The 25,283-nt window shown below is 39.2% G+C and carries 22 protein-coding genes and 1 pseudogene; 15 read left to right on the top strand and 8 right to left on the bottom strand.

The window, feature by feature from the left end; all coding sequences use genetic code 11:
* Positions 1-1,071 (top strand): DUF418 domain-containing protein, encoded by a 1,071-nt coding sequence (locus H5090_RS02285; RefSeq protein ID WP_182694937.1) that lies wholly within the window; start codon positions 1-3, stop codon positions 1,069-1,071.
* 86 nt (positions 1,072-1,157) lie between these two features.
* Positions 1,158-2,183 carry a 23S rRNA pseudouridine(2604) synthase RluF gene (rluF, locus tag H5090_RS02280; RefSeq protein ID WP_165724052.1) on the top strand — a complete coding sequence of 342 codons (1,026 nt, stop codon included), beginning with the start codon at positions 1,158-1,160 and terminating at the stop codon, positions 2,181-2,183.
* Positions 2,184-2,205: 22 nt separating this feature from the next.
* Here the strand turns inward: rluF and H5090_RS02275 are convergent, their stop codons facing one another.
* Positions 2,206-2,790, bottom strand: coding sequence for a hypothetical protein (locus tag H5090_RS02275; protein WP_182694919.1), 585 nt, complete (start codon positions 2,788-2,790; stop codon positions 2,206-2,208).
* A 343-nt stretch (positions 2,791-3,133) separates the two neighbouring features.
* Positions 3,134-3,373: a MetJ regulator of methionine regulon gene (locus H5090_RS02270; RefSeq protein ID WP_259395022.1), complete on the bottom strand. Its 240-nt coding sequence runs from the start codon at positions 3,371-3,373 to the stop codon at positions 3,134-3,136.
* A 242-nt stretch (positions 3,374-3,615) separates the two neighbouring features.
* On the opposite strand from H5090_RS02270, the gene H5090_RS02265 reads away from it, so the two are divergent.
* Entirely contained in the window at positions 3,616-3,948 is a 333-nt protein-coding gene (locus tag H5090_RS02265; RefSeq protein ID WP_182694918.1) for a PBPRA1643 family SWIM/SEC-C metal-binding motif protein, read from the top strand.
* A gap of 110 nt (positions 3,949-4,058) precedes the next feature.
* On the opposite strand, the gene H5090_RS02260 is transcribed toward H5090_RS02265, so the two are convergent.
* Positions 4,059-7,127: an efflux RND transporter permease subunit gene (locus tag H5090_RS02260; RefSeq protein ID WP_182694917.1), complete on the bottom strand. Its 3,069-nt coding sequence runs from the start codon at positions 7,125-7,127 to the stop codon at positions 4,059-4,061.
* Positions 7,128-7,129: 2 nt separating this feature from the next.
* Positions 7,130-8,212, bottom strand: a complete 1,083-nt coding sequence (locus H5090_RS02255) for an efflux RND transporter periplasmic adaptor subunit (RefSeq protein WP_182694916.1) — start codon at positions 8,210-8,212, stop codon at positions 7,130-7,132.
* Between the two features lie 122 nt (positions 8,213-8,334).
* Here H5090_RS02255 and H5090_RS02250 point away from each other — a divergent pair, with 122 nt between their 5' ends.
* The 3 genes from H5090_RS02250 (at position 8,335) to H5090_RS02240 (ending at position 10,636) form a co-directional block, all read left to right on the top strand.
* Positions 8,335-9,231, top strand: a complete 897-nt coding sequence (locus H5090_RS02250) for a LysR family transcriptional regulator (protein WP_182694915.1) — start codon at positions 8,335-8,337, stop codon at positions 9,229-9,231.
* Positions 9,221-9,532: an MGMT family protein gene (locus tag H5090_RS02245; protein WP_182694914.1), complete on the top strand. Its 312-nt coding sequence runs from the start codon at positions 9,221-9,223 to the stop codon at positions 9,530-9,532. Before H5090_RS02250 ends, H5090_RS02245 begins: the two co-directional genes overlap by 11 nt.
* Before the next feature lie 552 nt (positions 9,533-10,084).
* Entirely contained in the window at positions 10,085-10,636 is a 552-nt protein-coding gene (locus H5090_RS02240) for a diguanylate cyclase (protein WP_182694913.1), read from the top strand.
* Between the two features lie 270 nt (positions 10,637-10,906).
* Here H5090_RS02240 and H5090_RS02235 read toward each other — a convergent pair whose 3' ends face one another.
* Entirely contained in the window at positions 10,907-11,806 is a 900-nt protein-coding gene (locus H5090_RS02235; RefSeq protein ID WP_182694912.1) for an SDR family oxidoreductase, read from the bottom strand.
* Positions 11,807-12,924: 1,118 nt separating this feature from the next.
* Positions 12,925-14,127 carry an NADH:flavin oxidoreductase/NADH oxidase family protein gene (locus tag H5090_RS02230; protein ID WP_182694911.1) on the bottom strand — a complete coding sequence of 401 codons (1,203 nt, stop codon included), beginning with the start codon at positions 14,125-14,127 and terminating at the stop codon, positions 12,925-12,927.
* A 125-nt stretch (positions 14,128-14,252) separates the two neighbouring features.
* Between H5090_RS02230 and H5090_RS02225 the strand changes: the two genes are divergently transcribed.
* Positions 14,253-15,146, top strand: coding sequence for a LysR family transcriptional regulator (locus tag H5090_RS02225; RefSeq protein ID WP_182694910.1), 894 nt, complete (start codon positions 14,253-14,255; stop codon positions 15,144-15,146).
* Between the two features lie 255 nt (positions 15,147-15,401).
* Here the strand turns inward: H5090_RS02225 and H5090_RS02220 are convergent, their stop codons facing one another.
* Positions 15,402-16,031, bottom strand: a complete 630-nt coding sequence (locus tag H5090_RS02220) for a hemolysin III family protein (RefSeq protein ID WP_165724300.1) — start codon at positions 16,029-16,031, stop codon at positions 15,402-15,404.
* A 185-nt stretch (positions 16,032-16,216) separates the two neighbouring features.
* On the opposite strand from H5090_RS02220, the gene H5090_RS02215 reads away from it, so the two are divergent.
* A complete protein-coding gene (locus H5090_RS02215; protein ID WP_182694909.1) occupies positions 16,217-16,579 on the top strand; it encodes a hypothetical protein in 363 nt (120 codons plus the stop codon).
* A gap of 386 nt (positions 16,580-16,965) precedes the next feature.
* Positions 16,966-18,425, top strand: a pseudogene (locus H5090_RS20990) (cellulase family glycosylhydrolase).
* A gap of 60 nt (positions 18,426-18,485) precedes the next feature.
* Here the strand turns inward: H5090_RS20990 and H5090_RS02205 are convergent.
* Positions 18,486-20,177, bottom strand: a complete 1,692-nt coding sequence (locus H5090_RS02205; RefSeq protein WP_182694908.1) for an alkaline phosphatase — start codon at positions 20,175-20,177, stop codon at positions 18,486-18,488.
* A gap of 298 nt (positions 20,178-20,475) precedes the next feature.
* On the opposite strand from H5090_RS02205, the gene H5090_RS02200 reads away from it, so the two are divergent.
* The 6 genes from H5090_RS02200 (at position 20,476) to phrB (ending at position 25,283) form a co-directional block, all read left to right on the top strand.
* The gene (locus tag H5090_RS02200) at positions 20,476-20,748 is read left to right on the top strand and encodes a hypothetical protein (protein WP_002962453.1); all 273 of its coding nucleotides are present in this window, start codon (positions 20,476-20,478) and stop codon (positions 20,746-20,748) included.
* A gap of 235 nt (positions 20,749-20,983) precedes the next feature.
* Positions 20,984-21,562 carry an LON peptidase substrate-binding domain-containing protein gene (locus tag H5090_RS02195; protein WP_182694907.1) on the top strand — a complete coding sequence of 193 codons (579 nt, stop codon included), beginning with the start codon at positions 20,984-20,986 and terminating at the stop codon, positions 21,560-21,562.
* 68 nt (positions 21,563-21,630) lie between these two features.
* On the top strand, positions 21,631-22,254 hold the full coding sequence (locus H5090_RS02190; RefSeq protein ID WP_002962457.1) for a sigma-70 family RNA polymerase sigma factor: 624 nt from the start codon (positions 21,631-21,633) through the stop codon (positions 22,252-22,254).
* Positions 22,247-22,927, top strand: coding sequence for a ChrR family anti-sigma-E factor (locus H5090_RS02185; RefSeq protein WP_182694906.1), 681 nt, complete (start codon positions 22,247-22,249; stop codon positions 22,925-22,927). The genes H5090_RS02190 and H5090_RS02185 overlap by 8 nt, the downstream gene beginning before the upstream one ends.
* Positions 22,928-22,935: 8 nt before the next feature.
* A complete protein-coding gene (locus H5090_RS02180) occupies positions 22,936-23,889 on the top strand; it encodes a DUF523 and DUF1722 domain-containing protein (RefSeq protein WP_138490055.1) in 954 nt (317 codons plus the stop codon).
* Complete coding sequence (phrB, locus tag H5090_RS02175) at positions 23,889-25,283, top strand: deoxyribodipyrimidine photo-lyase (RefSeq protein WP_024606011.1); 1,395 nt, start codon at positions 23,889-23,891, stop codon at positions 25,281-25,283. The genes H5090_RS02180 and phrB overlap by 1 nt, the downstream gene beginning before the upstream one ends.

Here is a 25,283-nt window from a genome sequence, read left to right as displayed (position 1 = left end):
ATGGACTTTATTCGCGGCGTTGCCGTGCTTGGCCTCGTTTACATGAATGCTTACGCCTTCGGCATTTTTGAATATGGGTATTCCTCCTTAACTAATCCTCCTGTTAGCGACTCAATTATTCACACCCTTAGCAGCGTGTTTGTAGACGGGCGTTTTAGAACGCTGTTTAGTTTGCTTTTTGGTGCTGGGCTTTATATTCAGTGGCAACGTTACAAGTCTGAAGTGCAGATAAAAAGCAGGCTCTATTGGTTAATCCTCTTTGGTTTAGCGCATGGTTTTTTACTTTGGGCCGGTGATATTTTATTTGTTTACGGTGTATCTGGCTGGTTTGTTATTAAATATTTAGAAAGTGATAGCAACGTACTTTTAAAAAGAGGGTTTGCATTTACCTTGTTGTCGGCTGTGATTACCTTACTTGTTATGTCTAGCGTACCCGATGAAATAATTTACCGCGATACAGCACAGTTTATTGAATTATATAACCCACACTATATTGATTACTTTATTAGTAACCTTGCTATGAACACGTTAATGCTTGTTATGGTGCCAATAATGACAATGTGGATGTGCGTGGGCCTTATGCTCATTGGCATTTATTTATATAAACAAGACGTTTTTAGTAAAGGCTTAACGACTCAGCAATTAATAGTTTGCGGTGCAATGACCCTTGTTTTTTGTGGAATCAGGCTTTATGCATCACAGCTTAATGGCAGCTTAGGATATGGGGTGCAAGAATTTGTAAATATTTTTGCGGCGCTAGGTATGGCTACGCTGTATATTCATTTAATTGTTAAATTTTGCAATAACAGCGCACACGTTGGCACGCTTATTCAACAAGCGGGGCGCTTAGCATTTACTTTATATATTAGCCAAACACTCATACAACTGTTGTTATATAAAGTGCTATTTACGCACTGGGTGCTCAATTTTGATCGTATTGACTACTGGTTAGTTGCAACGGCATTAGTTGCACTGCAGCTCATATTTACCTTTATATACAGCCGCTATTTTAACCAAGGCCCGCTTGAATTTGTATGGCGTAAATTAACGAAAGCAAAAATTAATGCTTAAACACCTATAAATTTTAAATTAGGGGCGAAAAAATAGTGTGGGTGGTTTACACTACTCGCCTTAAAAATTACTACGCTATAAGTGCCATGACCGAATTAAAACGTTTAAATAAATTTATTAGTGAAACAGGATTTTGTTCACGCCGCGAAGCCGATAAATATATTGAGCAAGGTCGTGTCAGCGTTAATGGCTACTCGCCTGAAATGGGCGTAAAAGTTGCTGCTACCGATGTTGTATTGGTTGATGGCAAGCCACTTAAAGCCACACCAAAGCGCGTTTATATCGCTTACAATAAACCAGTTGGTATTACGTGTACTACCGAAAGTAAAATTCAAAGTAATATAATTCGCGCGGTAAATTATCCTACGCGTATATTTCCAATAGGGCGTTTAGATAGACCTTCTGAAGGGCTTATATTTTTAACTAACGAAGGCGACATCGTTAATAAAATTTTGCGTGCGGGTAATAACCACGAAAAAGAATATGTTGTTACGGTTGATAAACCGCTTAATCGTCAGTTTGTTACAAAAATGGCCAATGGCGTGCCTATTTTAGATACCGTGACTAAAAAGTGTAAAGTGACACAAACTGCCCCTAAAGAATTTAAAATAGTACTTACACAAGGTTTAAACCGCCAAATACGCCGTATGTGTGAATATTTAGGTTACGAAGTGGTGACGTTAAAGCGCACTCGTATAATGAACGTAACACTAAAAGGTTTAAAGGTAGGGCAGTGGCGTCATTTATCTGATACTGAAATGGCGCAAATAAACGACTCGATTTCTGACTCAGGTAAAACTCAAGAACATTCGCTTGATGCTAATAAACAATCAGAAAATAATACGCCGTCGATTCCTAAAAAGCGTGATTTTCAGGGTGAAAATCCTCGCCGTTTTAATAAAGGCGAACAAAGTGGCGAGCGTAGTACTGAGCGAAATTCAAGTCGCAACTCTGATCGCAGTAATGCTAATGGCGAGCGCAAAAATGAGCGCAGTAAAGCACCTTATCAAAAGCGTTCTACCACGTATGTTGGTAAGCCAAAAAGTATTAAAGAGAACAAGTCGTCACAGTCAAAACCTAGCTCGGGGCGTACCCTTAGCTTAAAAAAATAATCTGCACCTAAGTGGTATTCTGCTACCACTGTATTTCTTGTACTATATTACCAAGTGGGCTTGTAACGCCCACTAAATTTATATTGTTATTTTGTAAAGTCACCAATTTATTCTTATCTAAATACCATCTAAAAGTGTATTTTCTGTAGTTCTGTAAACTAAGCACAGTTAGCGTTGCACAACTGTACTCATAATCATTTGGGCAACTACCTACCTCGAGTAATTGATGCTCTTGCTGCCATATATTATTGCTGTATTTATTGGCCCATAATTTCACAGAAATACAAACTGACGTCCATAACCATAAGTAAATTAAAATAGGCAAAAACAGTGGTATAAATGCGCTGCGGAACTTCCCATGCTCAGCAATATAATTTTTAACTGTATGTTTAAATTCAAAGTTATTATTGTATTTTTTATATAGGTGCCTTAATAAAACAACCGACAACACTATCGCCGTTATTGGAAATAACGTAAATGTTAAGGTGTTATATATACTGTTGGGGATAAAAGCGGGGTCGGCTTGTTCATCCCATGCAAGTAAAACCAGCGGAGGTGCTGTTACTAAGAGTAATATGGCGCTGTTGAAGAGTTGCTTAAAGGTCAAAGGGTATTCATTTATAAAATGTTGCTTGTATAAAGCCCAAATTAGCGCTTAATATTTCGCTATTAAATGCTAAAGCCAATATAAAATAAGAGTATACCTAAATAAACAGCAATCGCCGATAACGAGTTTTTAGAGCGCAGGCGCTTAATTAGGGCGTGTTGACCTTTCGTGATTGATTTTGCAGCAGCGTGTTTGATTTTTAGGCAAGGCGGAGCCTATGTAGTGTGGTTATTCCCCATAAATTGGCGATAACGCAGCATAAAGACCAAACATGCGCTGCCCTTTGGGTTCTTTCTAGGGACGATTAACTCTTTGTTGCTCAGTTTTTACTTAGCCCACTAGGTTACAAACCTCGCGCCGCGATTAAATCGCCCCTAGATTGAACAAATTTCAATCCACAAAGATCAACACGCCCTAGATCGCGTGTGCCATCAAACATACCGGAAATAACCAGTAGTATGCCCCCTGTAAAACGGTAGTTGTTTAAGTTCACGTTACCATTATCGTCAGTTATAAAGCGTAGATAACCAAAAAGTATAAAAAGGCTGCCCGCTATTAGTATCGCGGTTTTAAAATTTTCCAAGGTTTTTCCATAATATTGAGTTAGATACTAAAACGGCACTAAGTTGAGTCATGATAATTTTACTATATTTCGAATTTAAATTTTGCCTAAATCCATTAAATGGCCTCATTATGTCGCTATATTAGGCGTATATACGCTAAAGCCTGATTTATATTGTGCATTAGCAAGTACACCTTAGTTATATGTTGGGTAAGCTGTTAAGATGCGCCGTCTTAATAATGTAGAAAGGTTATAGAAGTAACATGTCAAAATTTTTCTTTATGGGTAAGCCCGACATAATGGGTAAAAATAACAGTAATGGATTTGCGCCAAATCGTACCGCAAAGCCAGGCACAGAGTTACACCCGTTAACGCTAATTGTAAACTCAGCTGAACGACAATCAGAAATAGAAGCCATATTAGAAGAGCATTCGCTGTTTGCTTCAATTGAAGTTAAAGCAGACGTACCAGAAGATATTCGCGAACTAGACTTTGCGCTTAGTAAATCAACACCACAAGTATTTGATAAAGTACCAGAGCGTAACGCACCTTGTGTATGTGGTAGTGGCAAAAAATATAAAAAGTGTTGCGGTTAGTTTCTTAACAACTAAATATGTAGCCTTTCTTTTTTTATCGGTATTAAATAAAAATGCCACAGGATTTTGAGCCTGTGGCATTTTTTAATGTTAACCAATTATATGTTTAACTACTTACGTGGCTCGTAATCAATTCTAAATATCACGGTGTACAGTACCGGCACTACAATTAGAGTCAAAATTGTAGCAAAGCCCAAACCAAACATAATTGTTACCGCCATTGATTGAAAAAACACGTCAAATAACAGCGGGATCATACCCAAAATAGTAGTTATAGCTGCCATTGCAACTGGTCGTACACGGCTCACACCAGAGTCAAACACGGCTTCATAGGGCGATTTACCTTCCCTTAATTCAAGGTTTATTTGATCAACTAATACAATACCGTTTTTAATTAGCATACCGCTTAAGCTTAACAAACCAAGTAGCCCCATAAAGCTAAACGGAGCATTCATCGCTAACAATCCCGCACTTACACCAATAATAGCCAAAGGCACAGTTGCCCAAATAACAAGTGGCTGTTTGAGCGAGTTGAAAAGTAGTACGGTTACTGCAAACATAGCTAAATAGCCCAGTGGTAATGAGCCAAATATTGCTTTTTGCGCTTTGCTTGATGACTCAAACTCACCGCCCCATTCTAGTTGGTAACCACGTGGTAGTTCCATGTTCTCTATTGGGCCGCGAATACGTGCAAATAATTTAGCGGGTGTTTCGTCCCCTAATACATTGTGATCGGCCATTACTGTAATAGTTCGTTTGCGATCGCGGCGCATTATTAGGCTGTCTTCCCACTGCACATCAAATTCGTCTACAACTTGAGTCACTGGTATAAATACACCAAGAACTGGGCTGTATATTTGAAGGTCGTGTACGCTTTCTACGTTTAAGCGCTCGTTAGCAGGAGAGCGAGCAATAATAGGCAGCAACTGCGTGCCATCGCGATATACGCCCACTTGTTTACCCGATAAGCTCGTTAGCAACACATTATCTAAGTCTGATTTACTAATACCTAATCGACGTGCTTTTTGCTCGTTAAACTGCGGGCGAATCATTTTGGTACGTGCGCGCCAGTCATCACGAATATTATATGCACCTTCGTCTTCACCAATCAGCTCTTCGGCTTTAGCGGCTAGTTGTCTTAAAACAACAGGATCAGGGCCCGAAAAACGCGCTTCTATTTTTGCATCAGTAGAAGGGCCAATTTCCATCGGTTTAATTTTAAGCTGTGCAGAGAGTGCATGATTATTTGAGTAATCACGTACAGTTTGCATTACAGTCGCTACGGCTTCTCTGTCGGCAACACGAATAATTAATTGGCCGTACGCGGGGTATGATTTTTCTGGCGCGTAGGTAAGCATAAAGCGCGGTGCACCTTGGCCTGTTGTACTTGTTACTTCTTCAACAAGGTCTTCTTTTTGTAAAAACTCTTCAAGTTTTTTAACGCCCTCTAGGGTTGAGCGAATATCAGATCCTTGCTCTTGCCAGTAATCTACATAAAACATAGGTGTATTAGAGGCAGGAAAAAACGACTGTTTTACTGAGCCAAAACCAACAACCGCTGTACACAGTAAAACAACCATTAATATAAGCGTGGTTTTTCTAAAGTGCAGCGCTAAATCTAAAATCGCTTTGTAACCGTTAAAAATAAAACCTTTGTATGGGTCTCCATCTTCTTGGCCTTCTTCGTTTTTAAATTCGTTTTCTTTAAACATTAAATTGGCAAAAAATGGCGTTAGCGTTATGGCTGTTATCCAGCTTAATAAAAGCGAAATAAACAACACCCAAAACAAGCTACCGGCAAATTCACCACTGGCATCAGAGCTTAAACCAATTGGCGCAAATGCAGTGACTGCAATAACTGTTGCACCTAGTAAGGGCCATTTTGTTTGCTCAACAATATTAACCGCCGCTTTGAGTTTTGTTTGCCCACGTTTAAGGTTGATTAGTATCCCTTCGGTTACAACTATTGCGTTATCAACCAGCATCCCAAGAGCAATAATAAGTGCTCCAAGTGATATACGCTGTAAATCGATGGCAAACAACTTCATAAATATAAACGTACCCAGTACAGTAAGCAGTAAAATACCACCAATTAAAATACCGCTTTTTAAACCCATAAATAACAGCAGTACTACAATAACTATCGCAATGGCTTCAAGTAAGCTGATAATAAAACCATCAACCGACTTTTGAACCTCTTGTGGTTGGTTGTATACCGAATTTATGTCAATACCATGAGGGCGTTGATACTCAAGTGAGGCTAAGTGATCGTCAATGTGTTTACCCACATCAACTACGTTAACTCCCGACATAAACGACACGCCAATAAGCAAAGCTTGCTGAGAATTATAACGAATAACATTGTTAGGTACTTCTGCGTACTCTCTGTAAACCTTTGCAACATCGCCTAAATAAATAAGCTCACTTGCACCAGGTTTTGAAATTAATAGCGTTTCGAGCTCTTTTACATCTTTAAATTCGCCAGTAGGGTGCAAGCGAATTGACTCATCGCCCACGCGAATTTTACCCGCATTAGAAACCGTATTTTGCGATTGCAGTAACTGAAATATATGACTTGGTGCAATACCTAATTGAGCTAATTTACGCGTTGAGACTTCAACCATTACTTGCGGTTGTTGCTCACCTGCAACCGTTACTTTACTTACGCCTTTAACCAAGACTAGCTCGCGCTTTAAAAAGTCTACGTAGTCTTTAAGCTCGTCATATGAGTAGCCATCACCGGTTACCGAATACATAACACCGTAAACATCGGCAAAGTCATCTAAAATAGTGCTTGGGTAAACGCCGCTGGGCAGCGAAGGGGAGAGGTCGTTAATTTTACGACGCATTTCATCCCAAATTTGGCGAAGTTGCTCTTTTCGATAAGTGCTTTTCATCTCTACCGAAATTTGCGACTTGCCGTTAGATGAAATAGAAGTAACGTAATCAACATAAGGTAATTGCTGAATCGCGTTTTCCAGAGGAAAAGTTACTTCTTCTTCTACTTGTTGCGGCGATGCGCCAGGGTACATGGTAATAACCATGGCTTTTTTAAGCGTAAACTCAGGGTCTTCTAATTGCCCTAAGTCAAAATACGACACGGTACCGCCAATTAATAGCAGCAGCGTAAACATCCAACTGATTACTTTTTTCTCTATGGAGAGTTGTGCAAAGCTCATAATTATAAGCCTCGCTCTTTATTCCATGCTCTTACTTTCATGCCTTCTTTTAGTGAATGCACACCGGCAGAAACAACAATTTGGCCTTCTTTAATACCACTTAACACCTCAATACCATCGCGGTGTAGCTGGCCAATTTTTACTGCTTGTTTATGTACTTGGCTAGTTTTTGAATCAAAAAGCCACACGTAGGCATTATCTTTAATAGACTCTTGAGGTTCAGAAAACACTGATTCGATTGGCAGTATTGTGTAAGACACTTGCGAGCGCGTTACTTTACTTAAATCAATAAATACACTGCCCGTCATACCCGCTAGTAAATTAAAGTCCTCAGGTACTGGTAGCGAAAACACAACTTTATAGGTAAGTGTTGCAGGGTCTGCTTGGGTATCCCACTCTTTAATATCAAGTGTGTATTCTTTATCGTCAAAGCCATCGAATTTTACAGTAGGGTGGTAATCAGTGCCTTTTTGAAAACGAGCGACTATTTTTTCAGGAACTTGGATTTCTACATCCATTAAATCGCGTGTTTCTAAGCGTAATATATTTTGTTTTGCTTGAATATTTTCAAAGTTTTTAACAAATACTTTTGCGACCGTGCCTGAAAATGGCGCGCGCAGCTCGCTGTACTCAAGGTTTGTTTGTGCAATTTTAAATGCAGATTCGGCAATTTGCATATTAGCAGTGGCTTCATCTAATTCTGATTGGCTGGTGATTTTTTTCTCAAACAATTGCTCAATACGGCCAAGTTGTGACTTTGCCAGCTCAAAGCGTGCTTTACGTTCGTCAAACTGTAACTGAAAATCTTCTGGGTCTAGTTTTGCTAATAAATCACCTTTTTCAACGTGTTCACCAGCAAGCACAGGGAACTTAACAAGTTCGCCGTTTACCCTAAAAGCTAGGTAAGAGCCTTGGTTTGCAACAACCTCAGCAGGAAAGCTGCGAATGTTAGTTTGCGTATCATGACCTATGTTGAATAATTTAACAGGGCGAATAGGCTCTTCTTTAACTTGTTGTTCTGGCTCAGAACAGGCTATTAAGCTAAGTAAGGTCGTTGTTAATAAACATAGACGAAAGAGTTTCATGTCTTCTCCGTTGCAATGATGGCAAAATAATTAAGTGCAGCATACGCTGCAAACATATAAAATAAAAATCATTAAATTTTAGAAACTCAATAAGTTTTACTTATGATGTTGCAGGGCGGTATATGAAGCTGAATCAATTAATAATTTTAGATGCCATAGTACAAAGCGCAAGCTTAAGCGGAGCAGCACTAAAGCTACATAAAACGCAGCCAGCGCTTACACTCGCCATTAAAAACTTAGAAGCCAAAATAGGATTTGAGTTACTAGACAGAAGTAAGTACCGATTACAGCTTACTGAAAAAGGGCGAATTTTTCACCGCGAAGCGAAGCAACTCCTGCATGCCAACGACGAGCTGGCACAACTTGCTGAAGAATTAGCATTAGGCAATGAGCCTCAATTTAGAATTTGTTACGAACAACTGTGCCATATGCAAAGTTACAACGAGATCATAAGTAATACTTTTAGGTTGTTTACTAGCACCGAATTTAGCTTAACAAGCGGAAAACGCTTTATCTCATTAGAGCAAGTAAACAGTGGGCAAGCCGAATTAGGCATTGGCCCGTGGTTTGACTTATTTCATGCGACAGGCGATTTAGAAAGCGTACCTATAGGCAGGCTCGATATTGGCATTGTCAGCGCTAAAGGCGTACTCCCTAAAAAGCTAACCTATAACGAACTGCAAACGTATCCGTGTTTAGCCATGTTTGAAAGTGACTTGAGTATCGACAGCGACAGGCTATCGTACTCAAAAGGCTCCGCCATGATGAAAATTGATGATGTATCGACTTTAAAATCGTTTTTACTCTCAGGCGCGGGTTGGGCAATGATGAGCTTAGAGCACTGCGACTCTGAAATAAAAGCTGGCTTACTTCAAGAAATACACATAACTGACCGAGAGCATAAGTTTAGTGCGCAAATTAGAGCCTTTAGGCAGCATGCAATGCACCACGGCCCTGTAGCGCGTACTATTTGGGAGCAATTTAAAGTACTTAGTGAGGCGTATTTAAATGAACGCTGATATTGATAAAGAAACACTTATTTATACTGTTATCGCAGGCATACCAATAGGAAAAGTAGCAAGCTATGGGCAAGTTGCTGCTCTTGCAGGCTATCCGCAAAACTCACGCTTGGTGGGGCGCTTATTAAAAGTGATGCCAAACGACTCAGTTATACCTTGGCACAGGGTGGTGAATAGCCAAGGTAAAATATCATTCCCTGAAGGTAGCGAAAAATACCAAGAACAGCGTGAAAAGCTATTATCAGAAGGCGTATTGTTTAAAAACGACAAAGTGAATATGCGCGAGTGCCGATGGCAGTAGAAGACAAGGAATGGCTTAATAATAGTATTTAAGGACTGTTACCAAACCAAGCATGTTGACCACTTTTTTATTTATGAAGTTTAGCAATACATATAAATAACCTGATATTTGAGCATTTAGTTTTATCTTCAATACAAGCTCCTTACTAACCTAGATTATCGATAAATGAAAAAGTTACAAAAAAGGGGCATATTTTCTACTTTCTAGCCATCAAAAATACAAAGAGGTGAGTCTAAAACTCTTCCACACCTACTTATACCTGCGTTTTCATGCAATCCACTAAAAATAAAAGTTTGGCATACCACTTGAAGTAACAATCTGTCGTAGAAAATAATGAGCATACCCGTGGTGGTTCAAGAGTTCGCTTTAAGAGGTATCTCATATACAGCTAAGTAAAAATTCTTAAAGCTATAATAAAGGTGGCTAAGAACGTGTTTGAAGAACACGATTTATGCTCATCGGTACGTTATTAATTATCGAAATGACCAAGCGTATATATTTAGTTTTGAGTGTGACAATTTTTAAAAACTTGATTTTAAGGACTAACCAAATATGACTGACCCTACTTTAGTTATTTTGATGTACTTTGTGATCCCTATTTGGCTTGTAGCTGGCATTGCGGATTGGTTTTGTCATCGACGTAGTAATATTTCTACAACAAGTGGTGCAAAAGAGTCGTTTATTCATCTATTAATGTTTGCCGAAGTTGGTATACCGTTAATTCTTGTTTTAATTTTTGAAGTTAATAGTTTGATTATTGCTATTAGTATCTTGTTGTTTTTTATTCATGAACTTACAGCAATGTGGGATGTAACTTACGCGGTAAGTAAACGTAGAGTGGGGCCAATAGAGCAGCATATACATAGCTTTTTAGAAATGATACCGCTGTTGGCTTTAGTATTAATTATTGCGCGGCACTGGGAGCAATTTACAGCATTATTTACTCCAGGGGGCTTTCCACCTGAATTTACGCTCCAATTAAAAGAGTCACCAATACCAATAACTTACTTGATAACAGTGCTATTCATATCACTCGTGCTAGAGTTTATGCCTTATTTAGAAGAGTTCATTCGCGGTATACGTGCTAAAAAAGACGACGCATAAAACCAGTTTGATAAATAGGTATAAAGCCTAAGTTGACTGCTTAATCAGCTCTAGTTGTTTAAGCAGTTTGTTTATGCGTGCTTAAATAGGCTCACTTAACCTCGTACTAAGTCAAATAGTGCAGTGGGTAGCTCAGGCTTTTAGGGTGTTTATAACCACAGTTTCACGAATACTTAGTGGATTTTGTTTAGATGTGATGCAAAAAGAGTAGGTAATAAAAGCGGCGTATACTCGCCGCTATTATGTTGTTTAACAATCATCTGTTGATGATTAAGGTAGATGTTGCCCACCTGTCACGCCCATTATTTCAGCGGTAATGTAACTTGACTCTTGCGAAGCTAAGTATACATATGTTGGGGCTAGCTCGGCAGGTTGGCCTGGTCTACCTAGTGGCACGTTATCACCAAATTCGGGAAGTTTTTTCGCCGGTTGGCCGCCACTTTGTTGTAGCGGAGTCCAAATTGGCCCTGGAGCAACACCATTAACCCGAATGCCTTTATCTATTACCATTTTTGCTAAACTTTTAGTAAAGCTAGTAATTGCGCCTTTAGTTGATGCGTAATCAAGAAGTCCAGCAGAAGGCTGGTAACATTGGATAGAGGTTGTGTTAATAATACTTGCCCCGGGTGGCATATGCTTTACTGCGGCCTTTGTTATCCAAAACATAGCAAATACGTTTGTTGCATATGTTTGGCAAAATTGTTCGGTAGATAAATCTTCTAACTCGGCGACAAATTGTTGCTTACCAGCATTATTAACTAGTATGTCAATTGATCCCAAGTATTCAACGCTTTGAGCGACAAGGCTGTTACAGAAATCTTCATCAGATATGTCACCTGCAATGCCCCAAGCCTTGTTACCGCTGGCTTTTAGTATATCGAGTGTGTCTTTCGCATCGGTTTCTTCGCTGGGTAAGTAATTAATAACAACTTCCGCACCTTCTCTTGCAAATGCGATCGCTACGGCTCTTCCAATCCCAGAGTCGCCGCCGGTTATCAAAGCTTTACGGCCTTTTAACCTGTCGTGGCCCTCATAGGTGTCTTCGCCATGATCTGCTTTAGGTTTTAAAATTTCATCTAGCCCTGGGTCCGGTTGATTACTGTCTTTTTCGGTACGTCCCATCTGATATTGGCTTCTAGGATCTTGCATAGTAAATTGATTAGTTGGCATATCAAAGTCTCCTCAACGTAAAGTTTAAGTTCGGTTAATTGCATGTAATTACAAAGAGCGTAATCTCAGACAGCACAGCAATGCTGTTACTTCTCTTTGCTTAGCGTGAATTGGGTGATGTAAAAAACATAAGAGGCGTGTGTGGTTGTAAAGTGTCGAAGCTAAAGAGCGACTAACTGATTTAGCACGAATAGCAATATTATAGTTAGCTTGTAATGCTCCCACTTTGTCTCCCCTTTAAAATTGACATTTTTAGCTGTTTACGTACACCACCTTCTTTATAAAAAGCAATAGATATGCCACAGAGGTGCTTTTTAAATATTAAGCTATGTTACTTATTTTAAAGTGTTTATATTTAAACTGTTGAAAATATAAGTGCGGATGACGGGTAAAAATTGGATATTAGTACCGAAAATATTACACACCGTTCATTTAGCCAATCAAGTTGGGAAGGTGCGTTTATGGCTGCACTGATGGGCTTATAATTAAGCCAGAAAATAGCAGCACGTTAAAGTGTGTCGTTAAGTGATATGCTAATCCCCCCGAAAAATTATAGAAGCCAAATATAAAATTTTCACCTATCGCAAGTATGCGTGGCACTCGAACTAAATTTTGTACTTTTCGACGTTAGCTTTTCTTTAGTGTAAAAATAAGCTGGGGTTTCATGGTAATTGCAATAAAACGTCAAGTAAGTTTGTTTAATACAAAATATTATTATCTTTTATCACTGTGCGTGCACCGTGTTTTTTTTATGAGGCGAAGACCACTTTACAGGTAAGTCTTACGAACACCGCAGAGGCTAGGTTGAAGATAAATCAATTAAAAAAGGAAGAATCTTGATTTCTTACATTACAGTTTTGAGTGGCTACTCATGGCTCTGTGCCAAAGTTCGGCTCAGTGCCAATTGCAGCCATTCCGGTATAACTCGTTTCTGCCCCTTTCTGCGTTAGTTTGATTACTCGGTGGCAGATCGAGCCACTGACATCGAAGTACTTTTCCTCATGGGTGGCGATTGAGGGGCTGTGCTCGGAATCTCCCATAGATACGCAAATTGCACTTCAGATATTGCGATCCCAAAAAACGCATAACGATGCGTTTTTTGGTGTGTAGGTGTTGGGTTATAATTGATACTTAGCCTGCCATCTCATAACACGCGCTTTGTCACGATTTTCATAGGCCTGAATCGCTGGTAATAGTTCTAAGTTGAACTCTCTTTCGTTGTCATTAGCTATCGCCGTGAGAAGCATTGTGTACCAGGCTGTAATTCCCCCCTGAGGTGGTGACTTAAACTTTGGAAAGCGAGGAGTAACACCTTCTCCATCTATCCATTCATTTGGCAAATCGGGTCTGAGTATCAATGCTCGTCCAAGACCAATGGAGTCCGCTGCATTTATAGATAAGGCATCTATTACCTGCTCCCGTTTTTTAAAACCGCCAGTCACTACTAAAGGAATACTTGTTAAGCTTTTAGCCTTTATTGCAAAGTCAATGAAGTACGGGCCGCTTGAAGCACTGTCAGAGCTGGATTTTGCTCCAGGAAAATAAGAACCGCCGCTTATCTCAATCAAGTCGATAGACGTTTTATTAAGGATGCGAATAACTTCTAGAGCGTCGTCTTGAGATAATCCTCCTTCTAGTTGATCAGAAGAGTTCATCTTGATGCCAATAGGAAAAGTCCCCCCCACCGCATCTCGGACTTTCTCTATTATCTCTATAACGATTCTGCTACGTGCTTGTATTGAACCGCCATATTGGTCTTTGCGGTGATTGAATAGCGGAGACAGAAATTGGCTAAGCAGAAAACCATGACCTGCATGTATCTGAACACCTGTGAACCCTGTTTTTTTAGCAATCTTCGCAGCTCTGGCATACACATCTGGCAATAAAGATACTTCTTCCTCTGACATACCTGCACATTCAAATTCACTTATCTTAAGAGGTGATGGACCTTTGGGCTGGCTAAGTAGTTTGTAAGCCAGTCCTCCTGCATGACCTAACTGAGGCCATATGTGGGCATCATTAATCGATGCGCGGGAGGTTAACATTTGTAAATCTTTTAGGTTGGATTGATTAGTTAATACCAGGTTTCCTGGTTTTTCAGGGAACCTGGGATCTACCTGCACTTCACCAATGACGGATAACCCAATACCACCCTCTGCCCATCGTTCATAGAGTCGAGACTGAGCTTCAGTAGGGTTCCCTTCACCGTCAGCGAGTGAGTCAGACATTGCTGACTTTATTAGACGGTTTTTGATGACTGCGCCACAAGGGAGCTCTAAAGGAGAATCAAGTAAGTTCGCGGTGTGTAATGGCTGGGTCATATCTACCTCTCGGGGCACCAATACTTATGTACGGTGTTAATTAATAACGGTAGAGACATTGTCCCCGATTTTTACTAAACTAAAAAGATAGCAATAGTTCAAACACTTTTAAATATTATTTAATAATGAATACATCAGATCTCAATCTATTCATACGAATAGTGGAAACAGGCAGCATAACGGAAACCGCAAAACAACTGAGTGTCACTCCTGCGGCAGTCAGCTCTGCGCTTAAAAGACTGGAAAAAAAGTTGGATATACAGCTACTTATCAGAACCACAAGGCAATTAAGGATCACACCTCAAGGCGAACAATTTCTGTTTCATTGTCGCCAGGCATTAGCCAGTTTGGAGCAAGGTCGTATAGCTGCACATCAGACACAAGGTAAGGTGAGTGGTAAGCTAAGGTTGTCCGTTTCATCTGACTTAGGGCGCAATACTCTTTTACACTGGGTAGAAGAGTTACTGGATGAACACCCTTTATTGTCGATTGACCTTACGGTTGGCGATTCAATTTCAGATTTTTTTCTCGACCAAGTTGATATGGCACTTCGTTATGGGAAGCTAGAAGACTCATCGATGGTTTCATTTCATATCGCCACCGTGAGCAGGATCACCTGCGCCTCTCCATCCTATATATCTAAACATGGTGAGCTAACGCATCCTAACAGCTTAAAGGAGCATAATTGCTTATTGCACCGTCGAGCTGGTCGTTTATTGAACAACTGGGAATACGCTGGTCATTCTGGCTCATACAAAGTCAAAGTGGATAGCAATCGAGTCAGCAATGATACTGACATTGTTCGTAAATGGGCTGTTAGTGGTAAAGGGATAGCGTATCGCTCTCAGATAGATGTCCATTCAGAACTTCGGAGTGGGCAACTTGTACGGCTTTTACCAGGCTTTGAATCACCACCTGTTGAGTTAAATCTAATCTGTCCAAGCAGAGAGCAGGTTAGCCCCGCTGTTATTGCTTTTCGGGAACTGCTCAGGAAGAAAGTGGCACAAATCGTTTCGTGATGGTGTTTCGTGGATTAATATACAGTATTGCAGCAAAAAATAATTCACTCCCAAAATCGACCATGCTCGAAACTGTCCAGTTCCGCGCAAACCGACCACCGCTGACAACGGTGGTCTTTGACGTTTTGAGATACGAGAAGTTATCTGAAAGCGGGGTTCTAGGTTATTTACTCTGACGAGCTTTTGTCCAAAAATGAGTCTGATCGACCGTCTGCTTCTCGCTCAAACCAGACCATTCTAATTGGCTTTACCTGCCTAATAAACATAATTACTAATTGAAATATAATGGCAAACACACCCAGCAATAACAAATAAGTGCCAGATAGCGTGGCTAAATTGGGTGCTTTTAGCGCTGTAAAATAATGTACCTAAACTATAAAAAATACCGCCGGCAAGTAGCCAGTAAAGTGCTTTTACATCAACACTTGAATAAAGCGGATATACAATAGCCAGTGCAAACCAGCCCATGAGTAAGTAGGTGGCGAGTGATATTTTTTTATTACCGTTTTTTACAAATACTTTGTACGCCACGCCCGCCAGTGCCACCGCCCAAATAAATGTAAGTGTGGCCCATGACCAAGCACCGGATAATGAGATTAATAAAAAGGGAGTGTAGGTGCCGGCAATTAATAAGTATATGGCGCAGTGATCGCACTTTTTATAAAAGGCTCTTAAGCGCGGTTGAATACTGGCGTGGTACAAAGTGGATGACAAAAACAGCACAAATAGGCTGCTGCCATAAATTGCAGTACTAATATACGCTTTAGTGCTGGTGGCTTGGCTAAATAAATCCCACATAACAAATGCGGCAAATATAATACCGAGTGCATGGCTGATTACGTTTAATTTCTCTTCTTTACGGGAATAAGGCGCTTCTAACGACATAACTGTTCCTACCACTATTGGAATTAATTTCAATGTACAACTGTACGCTGAAAGTTTCAATCTTAGCTGTGAGTAATTCTAAATAACTTTATTTGATACGCTACTTTAGCTTTTACTTGATTTTAAAGAGAATTAATTCACTATATTGGTGTCTAGTGTAATACATATTACGAGCTGAAATAACCATGAAACAAGATCTAAAAGCTGCTTTACTTACCGCCATTGTTTATCCTGGAGCGGGGCATTTTTCTTTAAAAAAACACCTAATAGGCGCTATTTTTGCGGGTGTATTTACTGTTTTTTTAATTTTAACCTTTCAAGATATATTTGCGATTGCACAGTGTACTGCAAATGAAATTGTACACGGTAAAATCCCCATGTCGGTTACGGCCATTTTAAAAGCCGCGCAACAACCTTCCGAAGCCTGCGCTAAACTCGCTGAATATAAGTATGTACCTTTAATGATTATAATTTGGGTGCTGAGCATGATGGATGCATACCGTTTGGGCAGAAAAGTACTTCCCACAAAAAATAAGCCAATTAATTAGAGCTAGGTTTGGTTGGCTTATTAATTGCCTCCCTAATATTTATTCCTGATATTTAGCTATTATTAATGGCGGTAATAATTATTATTACCGCCTTTTCATTTTTATATATATTTTTTGTAACGGAGATTTTTTGCCTGCATCATTTAAGCATCGTGTAAATGCCTGTATATACCTAGTAAAATCCTCAAACCTCGTTAAATTGCTCATTTGTTGATATTTAGTTAATTAAATCCCTTCTCCTTGTACCTTTTTATTCATTTAATGTTAATAAATAAATGATACTTTCTGCTCGCCAAATTAACTTTGCTTAGCTATTAAGTATTGGTTTGGTATCAATTTATTACGTCAAGCAATGACGACTGATAATTTCAATTTAAGGAAATACGATGAATAACAGTTCAAATAATCACAAAAGAAAGGATTTTAAAGTGGCGAGCTTATCGTTAGCTTTATTATTAGGATGCTCAACCATGGCCAATGCCGCTGTTGAGAAGTTAACGTGAGTGGGAATCAAATTCTTGCAGGTGGAGAAAACACAAGCTTTGCAGGACCTAGCCGATTTTGGAGTAATACGGGGTGGGGCGCTGAAAAGTTCTATACAGCACAAACAGTAGCAAAGGCAAAAACTGAATTTAATGCAACATTAATTCGTGCAGCTATTGGGCATGGTACGAGTACTGGTGGTAGTTTGAACTTTGATTGGCAGGGCAATATGAGCCGTCTTGATACTGTTGTAAACGCAGCTATTAGCGAAGATATGTACGTTATTATTGATTTTCATAGCCATGAAGCACATACCTATCAAGCAACTGCAGTTCGCTTTTTTGAAGAGGTAGCTACTAAATATGGGCAGTACGACAATGTTATTTATGAAATTTATAACGAGCCGTTACAAATTTCGTGGGTTAACGATATTAAGCCTTACGCAGAAACAGTTATTGATAAAATTAGAGCAATCGACCCTGATAACTTAATTGTGGTTGGTACACCTACGTGGTCGCAAGATGTTGATGTGGCATCACAAAACCCAATTGATCGCGCCAATATTGCTTACACTCTACATTTTTATGCTGGCACGCATGGTCAATCGTATCCAAATAAAGCACAAACAACACTCGATAACGGCATTGCACTATTTGCTACAGAGTGGGGAACAGTTAATGCTGATGGCAATGGGGGTGTTAATATTAATGAAACTGATGCATGGATGGCATTTTTTAAAACAAACAATATTAGCCACGCTAACTGGGCTTTAAACGATAAAAACGAAGGTGCTTCGTTATTTACTCCAGGCGGTAGTTGGAATTCACTAACCGCGTCAGGCACTAAAGTTAAAGAGATCATTCAAGGTTGGGGTGGTAGTACGGTTGCTTTAGACTCTGATTGCGATGGTATAAGTGATAGTAACGATCAGTGCGATAACACTCCCGCAGGTACAACGGTTGATAGTATTGGTTGTGCAGTAACTGACAGCGATAGTGTTGATCAATGCCCTAATACACCTGCAGATGAAACTGTTAATAATGTAGGCTGTGTTGTTGAAGTAGTTGAACCACAAAGCGATGTGGATAACGATGGTGTGAATGATGATATTGATCAGTGCCCAGATACACCCGTTGGTACAAGTGTAGATACAAATGGATGCAGTGTTGTAAGTTCAACCGATTGTAATGGCATTAATACATACCCTAATTGGGTGAACAAAGATTACTCAGGTGGTCCGTTTACTCACAATAACACCGACGATAAAATGCAATATCAAGGTAATGCATACAGCGCAAATTGGTATACAAACAGCATTCCAGGAAGTGATGCTTCGTGGACGCTTATCTATAGCTGTAGTTAAACGCGTTAAATAAAATATGCGAAGAAGGTAAATAATACATTTACCTTCTTTTTAAAAGTATTAGCCTTTATAAACACTTTGGTGTTGATTAATGATGTTGTAGCTAGGGGAGTTTATGTTATCTATATAGCGCCAATCGGTTGTGATTTGCTCTTTAGTAATAGTCACTAACATATATCCACGGTGTAATAAGTCACAATAGTTTAAGTCGTTTATTAACAATGAAAGCGAGTCAGCCATTTGCTTTGCTTGTGCTGTATTAAGCGCTAAATAATGCTCCATACCCGGGGATGTAACACCAGGCGTTGCAAATTCTACTCCTACGCTTTCGCCTTTTGCATTTTTTAATGTGCCATGCCACGCATTGTGCGTATCACCTGCAACCACGACTAACTTTTTATTTAATGCGGTAACGCTTTTGTATAATGCTTCGCGCTCGCTTGGATAACCATCCCACGCATCTAAATTGTAAGGCATTAAAGTATTTACACGTGCGAGTTGCTCGGGTGTTACCGCTTTATTAGCTAACACGGCTTTTTTAATGGTAACAAGCTCTTTTAACACCTGCGGTATTTTAGTGCGATCGGATTGCGAGAATATTTCAGTAGGTAGCCACATTTTAGTCATCAATACTTGCTGGCCCAATACTTGCCATTTTGCATTTGATTTAGTTATTGCACTCGTGAGCCAGTTTAGTTGTGTGTTACCTAGTAACTGCCTACTTGGATTATTTAAATCACTGGCAAAGCGCGCAACATCCATTTGTTTGGTCTCTAGGTTTTTATAGTCGCTGTAAGCGAGTTGTTTATCGCGTGCTATTACGCGCGTATCTAGCATGTGCAAGCTTATTAAATTACCAAAATCGAAGGTGCGGTATATTTGCGGGCTTTGTTCGCCCATAGGCGGTCTAATTGGCAGCCATTCGTAATAGGCTTGAATAGCTGCTGCACGGCGCTTAAAAAAGTCACCTTCATCAGGGGTATGATTTTCAGCACCACTTTTATAGGTATCGTTGGTAACTTCGTGATCATCCCATATTGCAATAAAAGGCGCTGCAGCGTGAAGAGCTTGAAGGCCTTGGTCTGTTCTGTAAATAGCATAGCGCTTACGATAGTCGCTAAGGGTAATAATTTCACCACTGTTATCGGCTGCTAATTGGCGGCCAATTTTTTCAGCATTTTCGGTAGCGTATCCGCCCATTGGGTATTCGTAAATGTAATCTCCCAAATGCAGTACCACATCTAAATCTTTTTGTTTAGCGGCATCGGTGTAGGCATTAAAGTACCCAGCAGGATAGTTTGAGCACGACACAACAGCCATTTTTACTTGTTCAATGTTATTTATTGGTAGTGTTTTAGCACGGCCAATTGGGCTTTGTGTATTTAAACCCATAAACCGATAAAAGTACTCTGTGTTTGGAGCAAGTTCTTGCACATCTATTTTTATTGTAAAGTCTCTGCTTTTATCTGTTTGTTCGCGCCCGCTGCGGATGATGTTTTTAAATTGAGAGTCACTTGCCAGTTCCCAAGCAACAGTAACTTCAAAATTTGATTGAGAAGTAGTTGCACGTGTCCAAATTATTAAAGCATTACTGAGCGGATCGCCACTCGCTACACCGTGTTTAAATTCAATAGCCGATAGTGGTTTGTTTGTTAATATTTGAGCACAACCTGTAATGGCACTCGATACTGCGACGGTAAATATGCTTGCTGCTGAGGTTTTTAAGAAATTTCGACGTGATGAAAGGGTCATACTGCACTTTTTGAATTATTTATAGTGGTGTGCACTTTAGCGGGTAGATATGACGTTTTTATAAACGCTAAATGTATTTAGTGTGACGGTATTAATACATTTAAACCCTTTTATTTATTAACTAAAAAGTAGTCAAAAAATTAAATTAAATGGTTAAATTAACAAGGTATGAATTTTTTAAATTAAAGAGATGCATCTAAAATTGTTTAATTACAGTTACTTACGATTTATTTTTATGTTGGCACAACCCTTGAGTATGTAACTACGTCTAAACAATACACAAACAAGGAATACCATTATGAAACATTCAATTAAAATCGCTATGGCAAGTTTATTAGTATTAGGTTCTGCGCAAGTACATGCAACAGAAGTGGACCTAGATGTAACTGATATATTAACTCAAAGTGTAGCAAGCTACGTAAAGCAAACCACAATCGAGCTTGAAAAATCACTAAAGGAAACGCTTTATTTTGATGCTAAAACTGTTTTAGAGGGTTTATTAGATGAGCCCGTTTTAACACATAGCACAACGCCTAAAAATACTGACACTAGTATTAAAAACGCAAAATAAATTATTTAAAGGATTAAAACGATGAGCAGTGAACTTGGATTATTTGCATTAATGTTAGCACCCGTAGTCAGTATGATAAGCGCTTATTACTCGGTTCAAGTGTTTAAAGCTATGGGAGGTTGGTTTAATCTTTAGCCAATTATATAGCTGGTAATTAATTCGATTCATACAAAGCTGATCGACTTAGCAAAAGCGCACGTAAATAAAGGCAGAGTGTTTGAAAGAAGTAGACTTTATGAAACGTGCGATTTTTCCATTACCCATTTTTATGTTACCTGAAGGCTATACGCGATTACGCATATTTGAGCCTCGCTATTTAAATATGGTTAAAACCGCATTAAAAAACAATATAGGGTTTGTGCTTTGTACATTTGAGCACGACACGCCATTTAATATAAGCGCGCAAGGTTGCCTTGTTGATATTATTGATTTTGACCAAGACGACAACGATGTATTATTAATCGATGTGTTTGCATCTAAAAATGTGCAAATTAATGATGTTTATCAAGACGAAGACGAATTACGTCATGGTTTGGTATCGCCTTGTAATACGCCATATTGGTATAAGGATTCTAACAACTCAGTTGGCGAACATGACTTATTGCATGATGCACTTTTAAACGTGTTTAAAAGTAATCCGGAACTTAATTTGCTGTACAAAAAAACTCACTTTGACAAACTGCCTTGGATTGCAGCTCGTTGGCTTGAGCTCCTACCTATTTCTATTGAGAAAAAACAGCAACTTGCGTTTGAAACGAACTTTGATAACTTACTGAATTTCCTCCATACTGTGATTAATAACGAATTTGCCTAAATTTTATGATCCTAAATTAATTATTGCCCGTATTACTTAATACAAAAGCAATAACGGGATAAATTATTATGGTAAGTCAACAACAATCACCACGTTGTGAACCTAATACAGGTAAGTACACTGCCATGCCAGAAACGCCGAGTAAAGAACTCATGCAAGCGCTTATAGATGTTGCACAGTCACGCGATAAAAAAGCATTTTCCTATTTATTTGAATACTTTGCGCCAAAAATTAAACGCTTTGGAATTAAGCAATTTGGTGTTGAAGCTCAAGCAATGGAGCTTGTGCAAGAGACGTTAACTTCTGTTTGGCGTAAAGCACATTTGTATCACAGTGATAAAGGTGCGGCTACTACGTGGGTTTATACCGTTATGCGTAACGCTTCATTCGATATGCTTCGTAAAATGAAAAGTAATAAAGAAGAAAATATAAGCGAAGATATTTGGCCGTTATTAAACGAATCACAAGATACACATCACGAATACAGTGATCATTTAGAAGATAAACAAATTAAACGTTATTTAGACAAATTACCTATTGCTCAACGCGAAGTGGTAAGAGGCGTTTATTTTCAAGACATGTCGCAAGAGCAACTTGCACATCAACTTAATATTCCAGTAGGCACGGTAAAATCACGTTTACGTTTGGCCTTGCAAAAATTACGTAATGAAATGGGAGATCAGCATGATTAAACATCACCCGAGTGAAACTTTACTGACACAGTATTGCGATGCATCACTTGCTACATCATTGAGTTTAGCCGTTTCTATTCACGTAGACATGTGCCCTGTGTGCCAAGCTAAAGTAGCTAAAATTGAAGCAAGTAATGCAAATGCATTATTTAGTGAAGAGCCTGCTAAATTTGAGAAACCTCAAACTGAGAAATCTGATTTACTTGAAGAATTTGAACTAAATGTTCTCGATATGATCATGTCTGATGATTCTATCGATGAAGTTTACGAAGTAGAGCCTGTTTCTATTAAAGTTAATGAGCATAACTATCAGCTTCCACGTGCGCTAACGCGTATTTCTCACAGTAAATTTACCCAAGTGGGTAAGCTTGCGAGATCTCGTATTGCACTTGATGATGGCCCATTACGTTCTAGCTTGTTACATATTGATGCTGGTGGTGAAATACCAGAACACACGCACACTGGCTTTGAAGTTACTTTACTCCTAGATGGCGAGTTTAGTGATGAAGAAGGAAAATATGTCCCAGGTGACTTTATATGGCAAGATGGTAGTCACCAACATACTCCTTTAACAAAAGATGGTTGTTTGTGCTTTACAGTTGTCAGTAGTGCGCTACATTTTAATAAGGGCTTCAGCAAGTTACTAAATCCAATAGGTAATTTGATTTACTAAGAGAATTTATGCACACAGATATAATAAAAATAGGTATAAGCGCCTGCTTAGCAGGCGAAAAAGTTAGATTTGACACAGGTCATAAAAAGTCAAATTTCTGTATGGATGAGTTAGGTAAACACGTTGAATATACACGGTTTTGTCCGGAGGTAGCGGTAGGTTTACCAATACCTCGACCAACTATTCGCCAAGTTAAAGTTGGCGATACTATTAAAGTATGTCGCCCAGATGGTACTGGAGACGTAGGCCAACAACTTACCGAGTATGGTAAAAAAGTTGCAACAGAACAAGCTAAAGAGTTGAGCGGGTTTGTATTTTGCGCAAAAAGTCCAAGCTGCGGCATGGAGCGCATTAAAATATACAACGAAGCAGGCACGGGTAATACTTCTGAAGGCGTTGGTTTTTTTGCTGAGCAAATAATGAAGCACAACCCATTATTGCCATGTGAAGAAAACGGTCGCTTAAACGATATGCATTTACGTGAAAACTTTGTAATGAGAATTTACGTATTTAAAAATTGGCAAAAGTTGGTACAAGAACCACTAACGGTTCACAAGCTTACTCAATTTCATTCTCAGTATAAGTACTTGTTGATGGCTCATAATTACCAAGCTTATCGTGATTTAGGTAATCTGCTTGGAACGTTCGTAGGTGACGACATAAATGCAGTTGCGGATGAATATATTTTAGGTTTGATGACGGGTCTGAAAAAGCCAGCTTCTCGCAGAAATAATTGCAATACCCTAATGCATTTACAAGGCTACTTTAAAAATGATTTATCAAAGGTTGAAAAACAAGAACTTCGTGATGCCATAGACGAATACCGCGAAGGATTGGTGCCATTGTATGTACCACTTACCTTGTTAAAACATCATTTGAAAGTTCATCCGAATGAGTACCTTGAAAAACAGGTGTTTTTTAACCCATACCCTCACGATTTAAAATTACGATTTGGTATTTAATGGATACATTATTTTGGTTTAGGCGCGATTTGCGCCTTTTTTCTAATGAAGCGTTAATTCAAGCGCTAAATAATGGCGCTAAACACGCCATTTTTTTTGTGTCTGAAAAGCAGTGGCAACAACACCAAGCTGCGCCTATTCAGATTGACTTACTCAAGCGCCGAGTTACTTATCTTCAATCACAACTTGCTGATTACGGTATTACTTTACATATTATTGAAGCGCCTAGCTTTAGTGATTGTACGCGCGAGCTGATTAACTTTTGTAAAGCAAACGATGTAAAACACGTAATTGCTAATACAGAGTATGAGCTTAATGAAGTAAACCGCGATAAAGCAATTTTGCATGAATGCGATGAGCTTTCTATTACTTTTACTTTGTACGAAGGTGATTTAATTGCGCCTGCAGGCTCTGTCAAAAATCAAAGTAATGAAATGTATAAAGTGTTTACTCCCTTTAAACGTGCATGGTTAAAGCAGTATCAAGATACACACTTTAGTTTGCCACAATGGCCTTTAACTTCTGAGCCAATAAAATTTGATGAAAGCGACTTACTAAAAAGTGATGGATGCTCAGATAAGTGGCCGGTTGACGACGAAACACTCTCTACCGTAGTTGATAATTTTATATGCGACAAACTTACAAGTTACGACGACCAGCGTGATATTCCCAGTGTAAAAGGCACATCGGGTTTAAGCCCGTATTTAGCACTAGGTATTGTAAGCACAAAGCAACTGCTTATTAATATTCAGCAGCGTTATCCTGATATTTTAACTACATCAAAAAGTAAAACGTTTACGTGGATTAACGAGCTTGTTTGGCGCGAATTTTACAGACATTTAATTGCTGAATTTCCGAAGCTTTCGCGCGGCGATAACTTCAACGAAAAGTATAATGCTGTAGTGTGGCGTAAAAGTGAAAGCGATTTTAAAGCATGGTGCGAAGGGCGTACAGGTTACCCATTAGTGGATGCAGCAATGCTACAACTTAAGCAAACCGGTTGGATGCATAATCGTTTACGAATGGTTGTTGCAAGCTTTCTAACTAAACATTTATTAATAGACTGGCGTGAAGGTGAACGCTTTTTTATGCAGCACTTAATTGATGGCGATTTAGCCTCAAATAATGGTGGTTGGCAGTGGGCTGCAAGTACGGGCTGTGATGCTCAGCCTTATTTTAGAGTTTTTAATCCTATCAGACAAAGCGAGCGCTTTGATCCAACGGGCAAGTTTATCCGTAAGTATTTGCCAGAGCTTGAAAACGTGCCAGATAAACACATTCATTTTCCACACACTTATTTAGCCGCAACAGGCAAAGATAAGGAATGTTACTGGCCAGCAATAGTTGATCATAAAGCGGCACGAGAACGTGCACTTGCTGCATTTAAGGTGTGA

The organism is Pseudoalteromonas sp. SR43-5 (assembly GCF_014163835.1).
GTDB classification, from domain to species: Bacteria; Pseudomonadota; Gammaproteobacteria; order Enterobacterales; family Alteromonadaceae; genus Pseudoalteromonas; species Pseudoalteromonas distincta.
The sequence above is the reverse complement of the archived record's forward strand: the minus strand, read 5'-3'. Positions and strand labels throughout refer to the sequence as shown.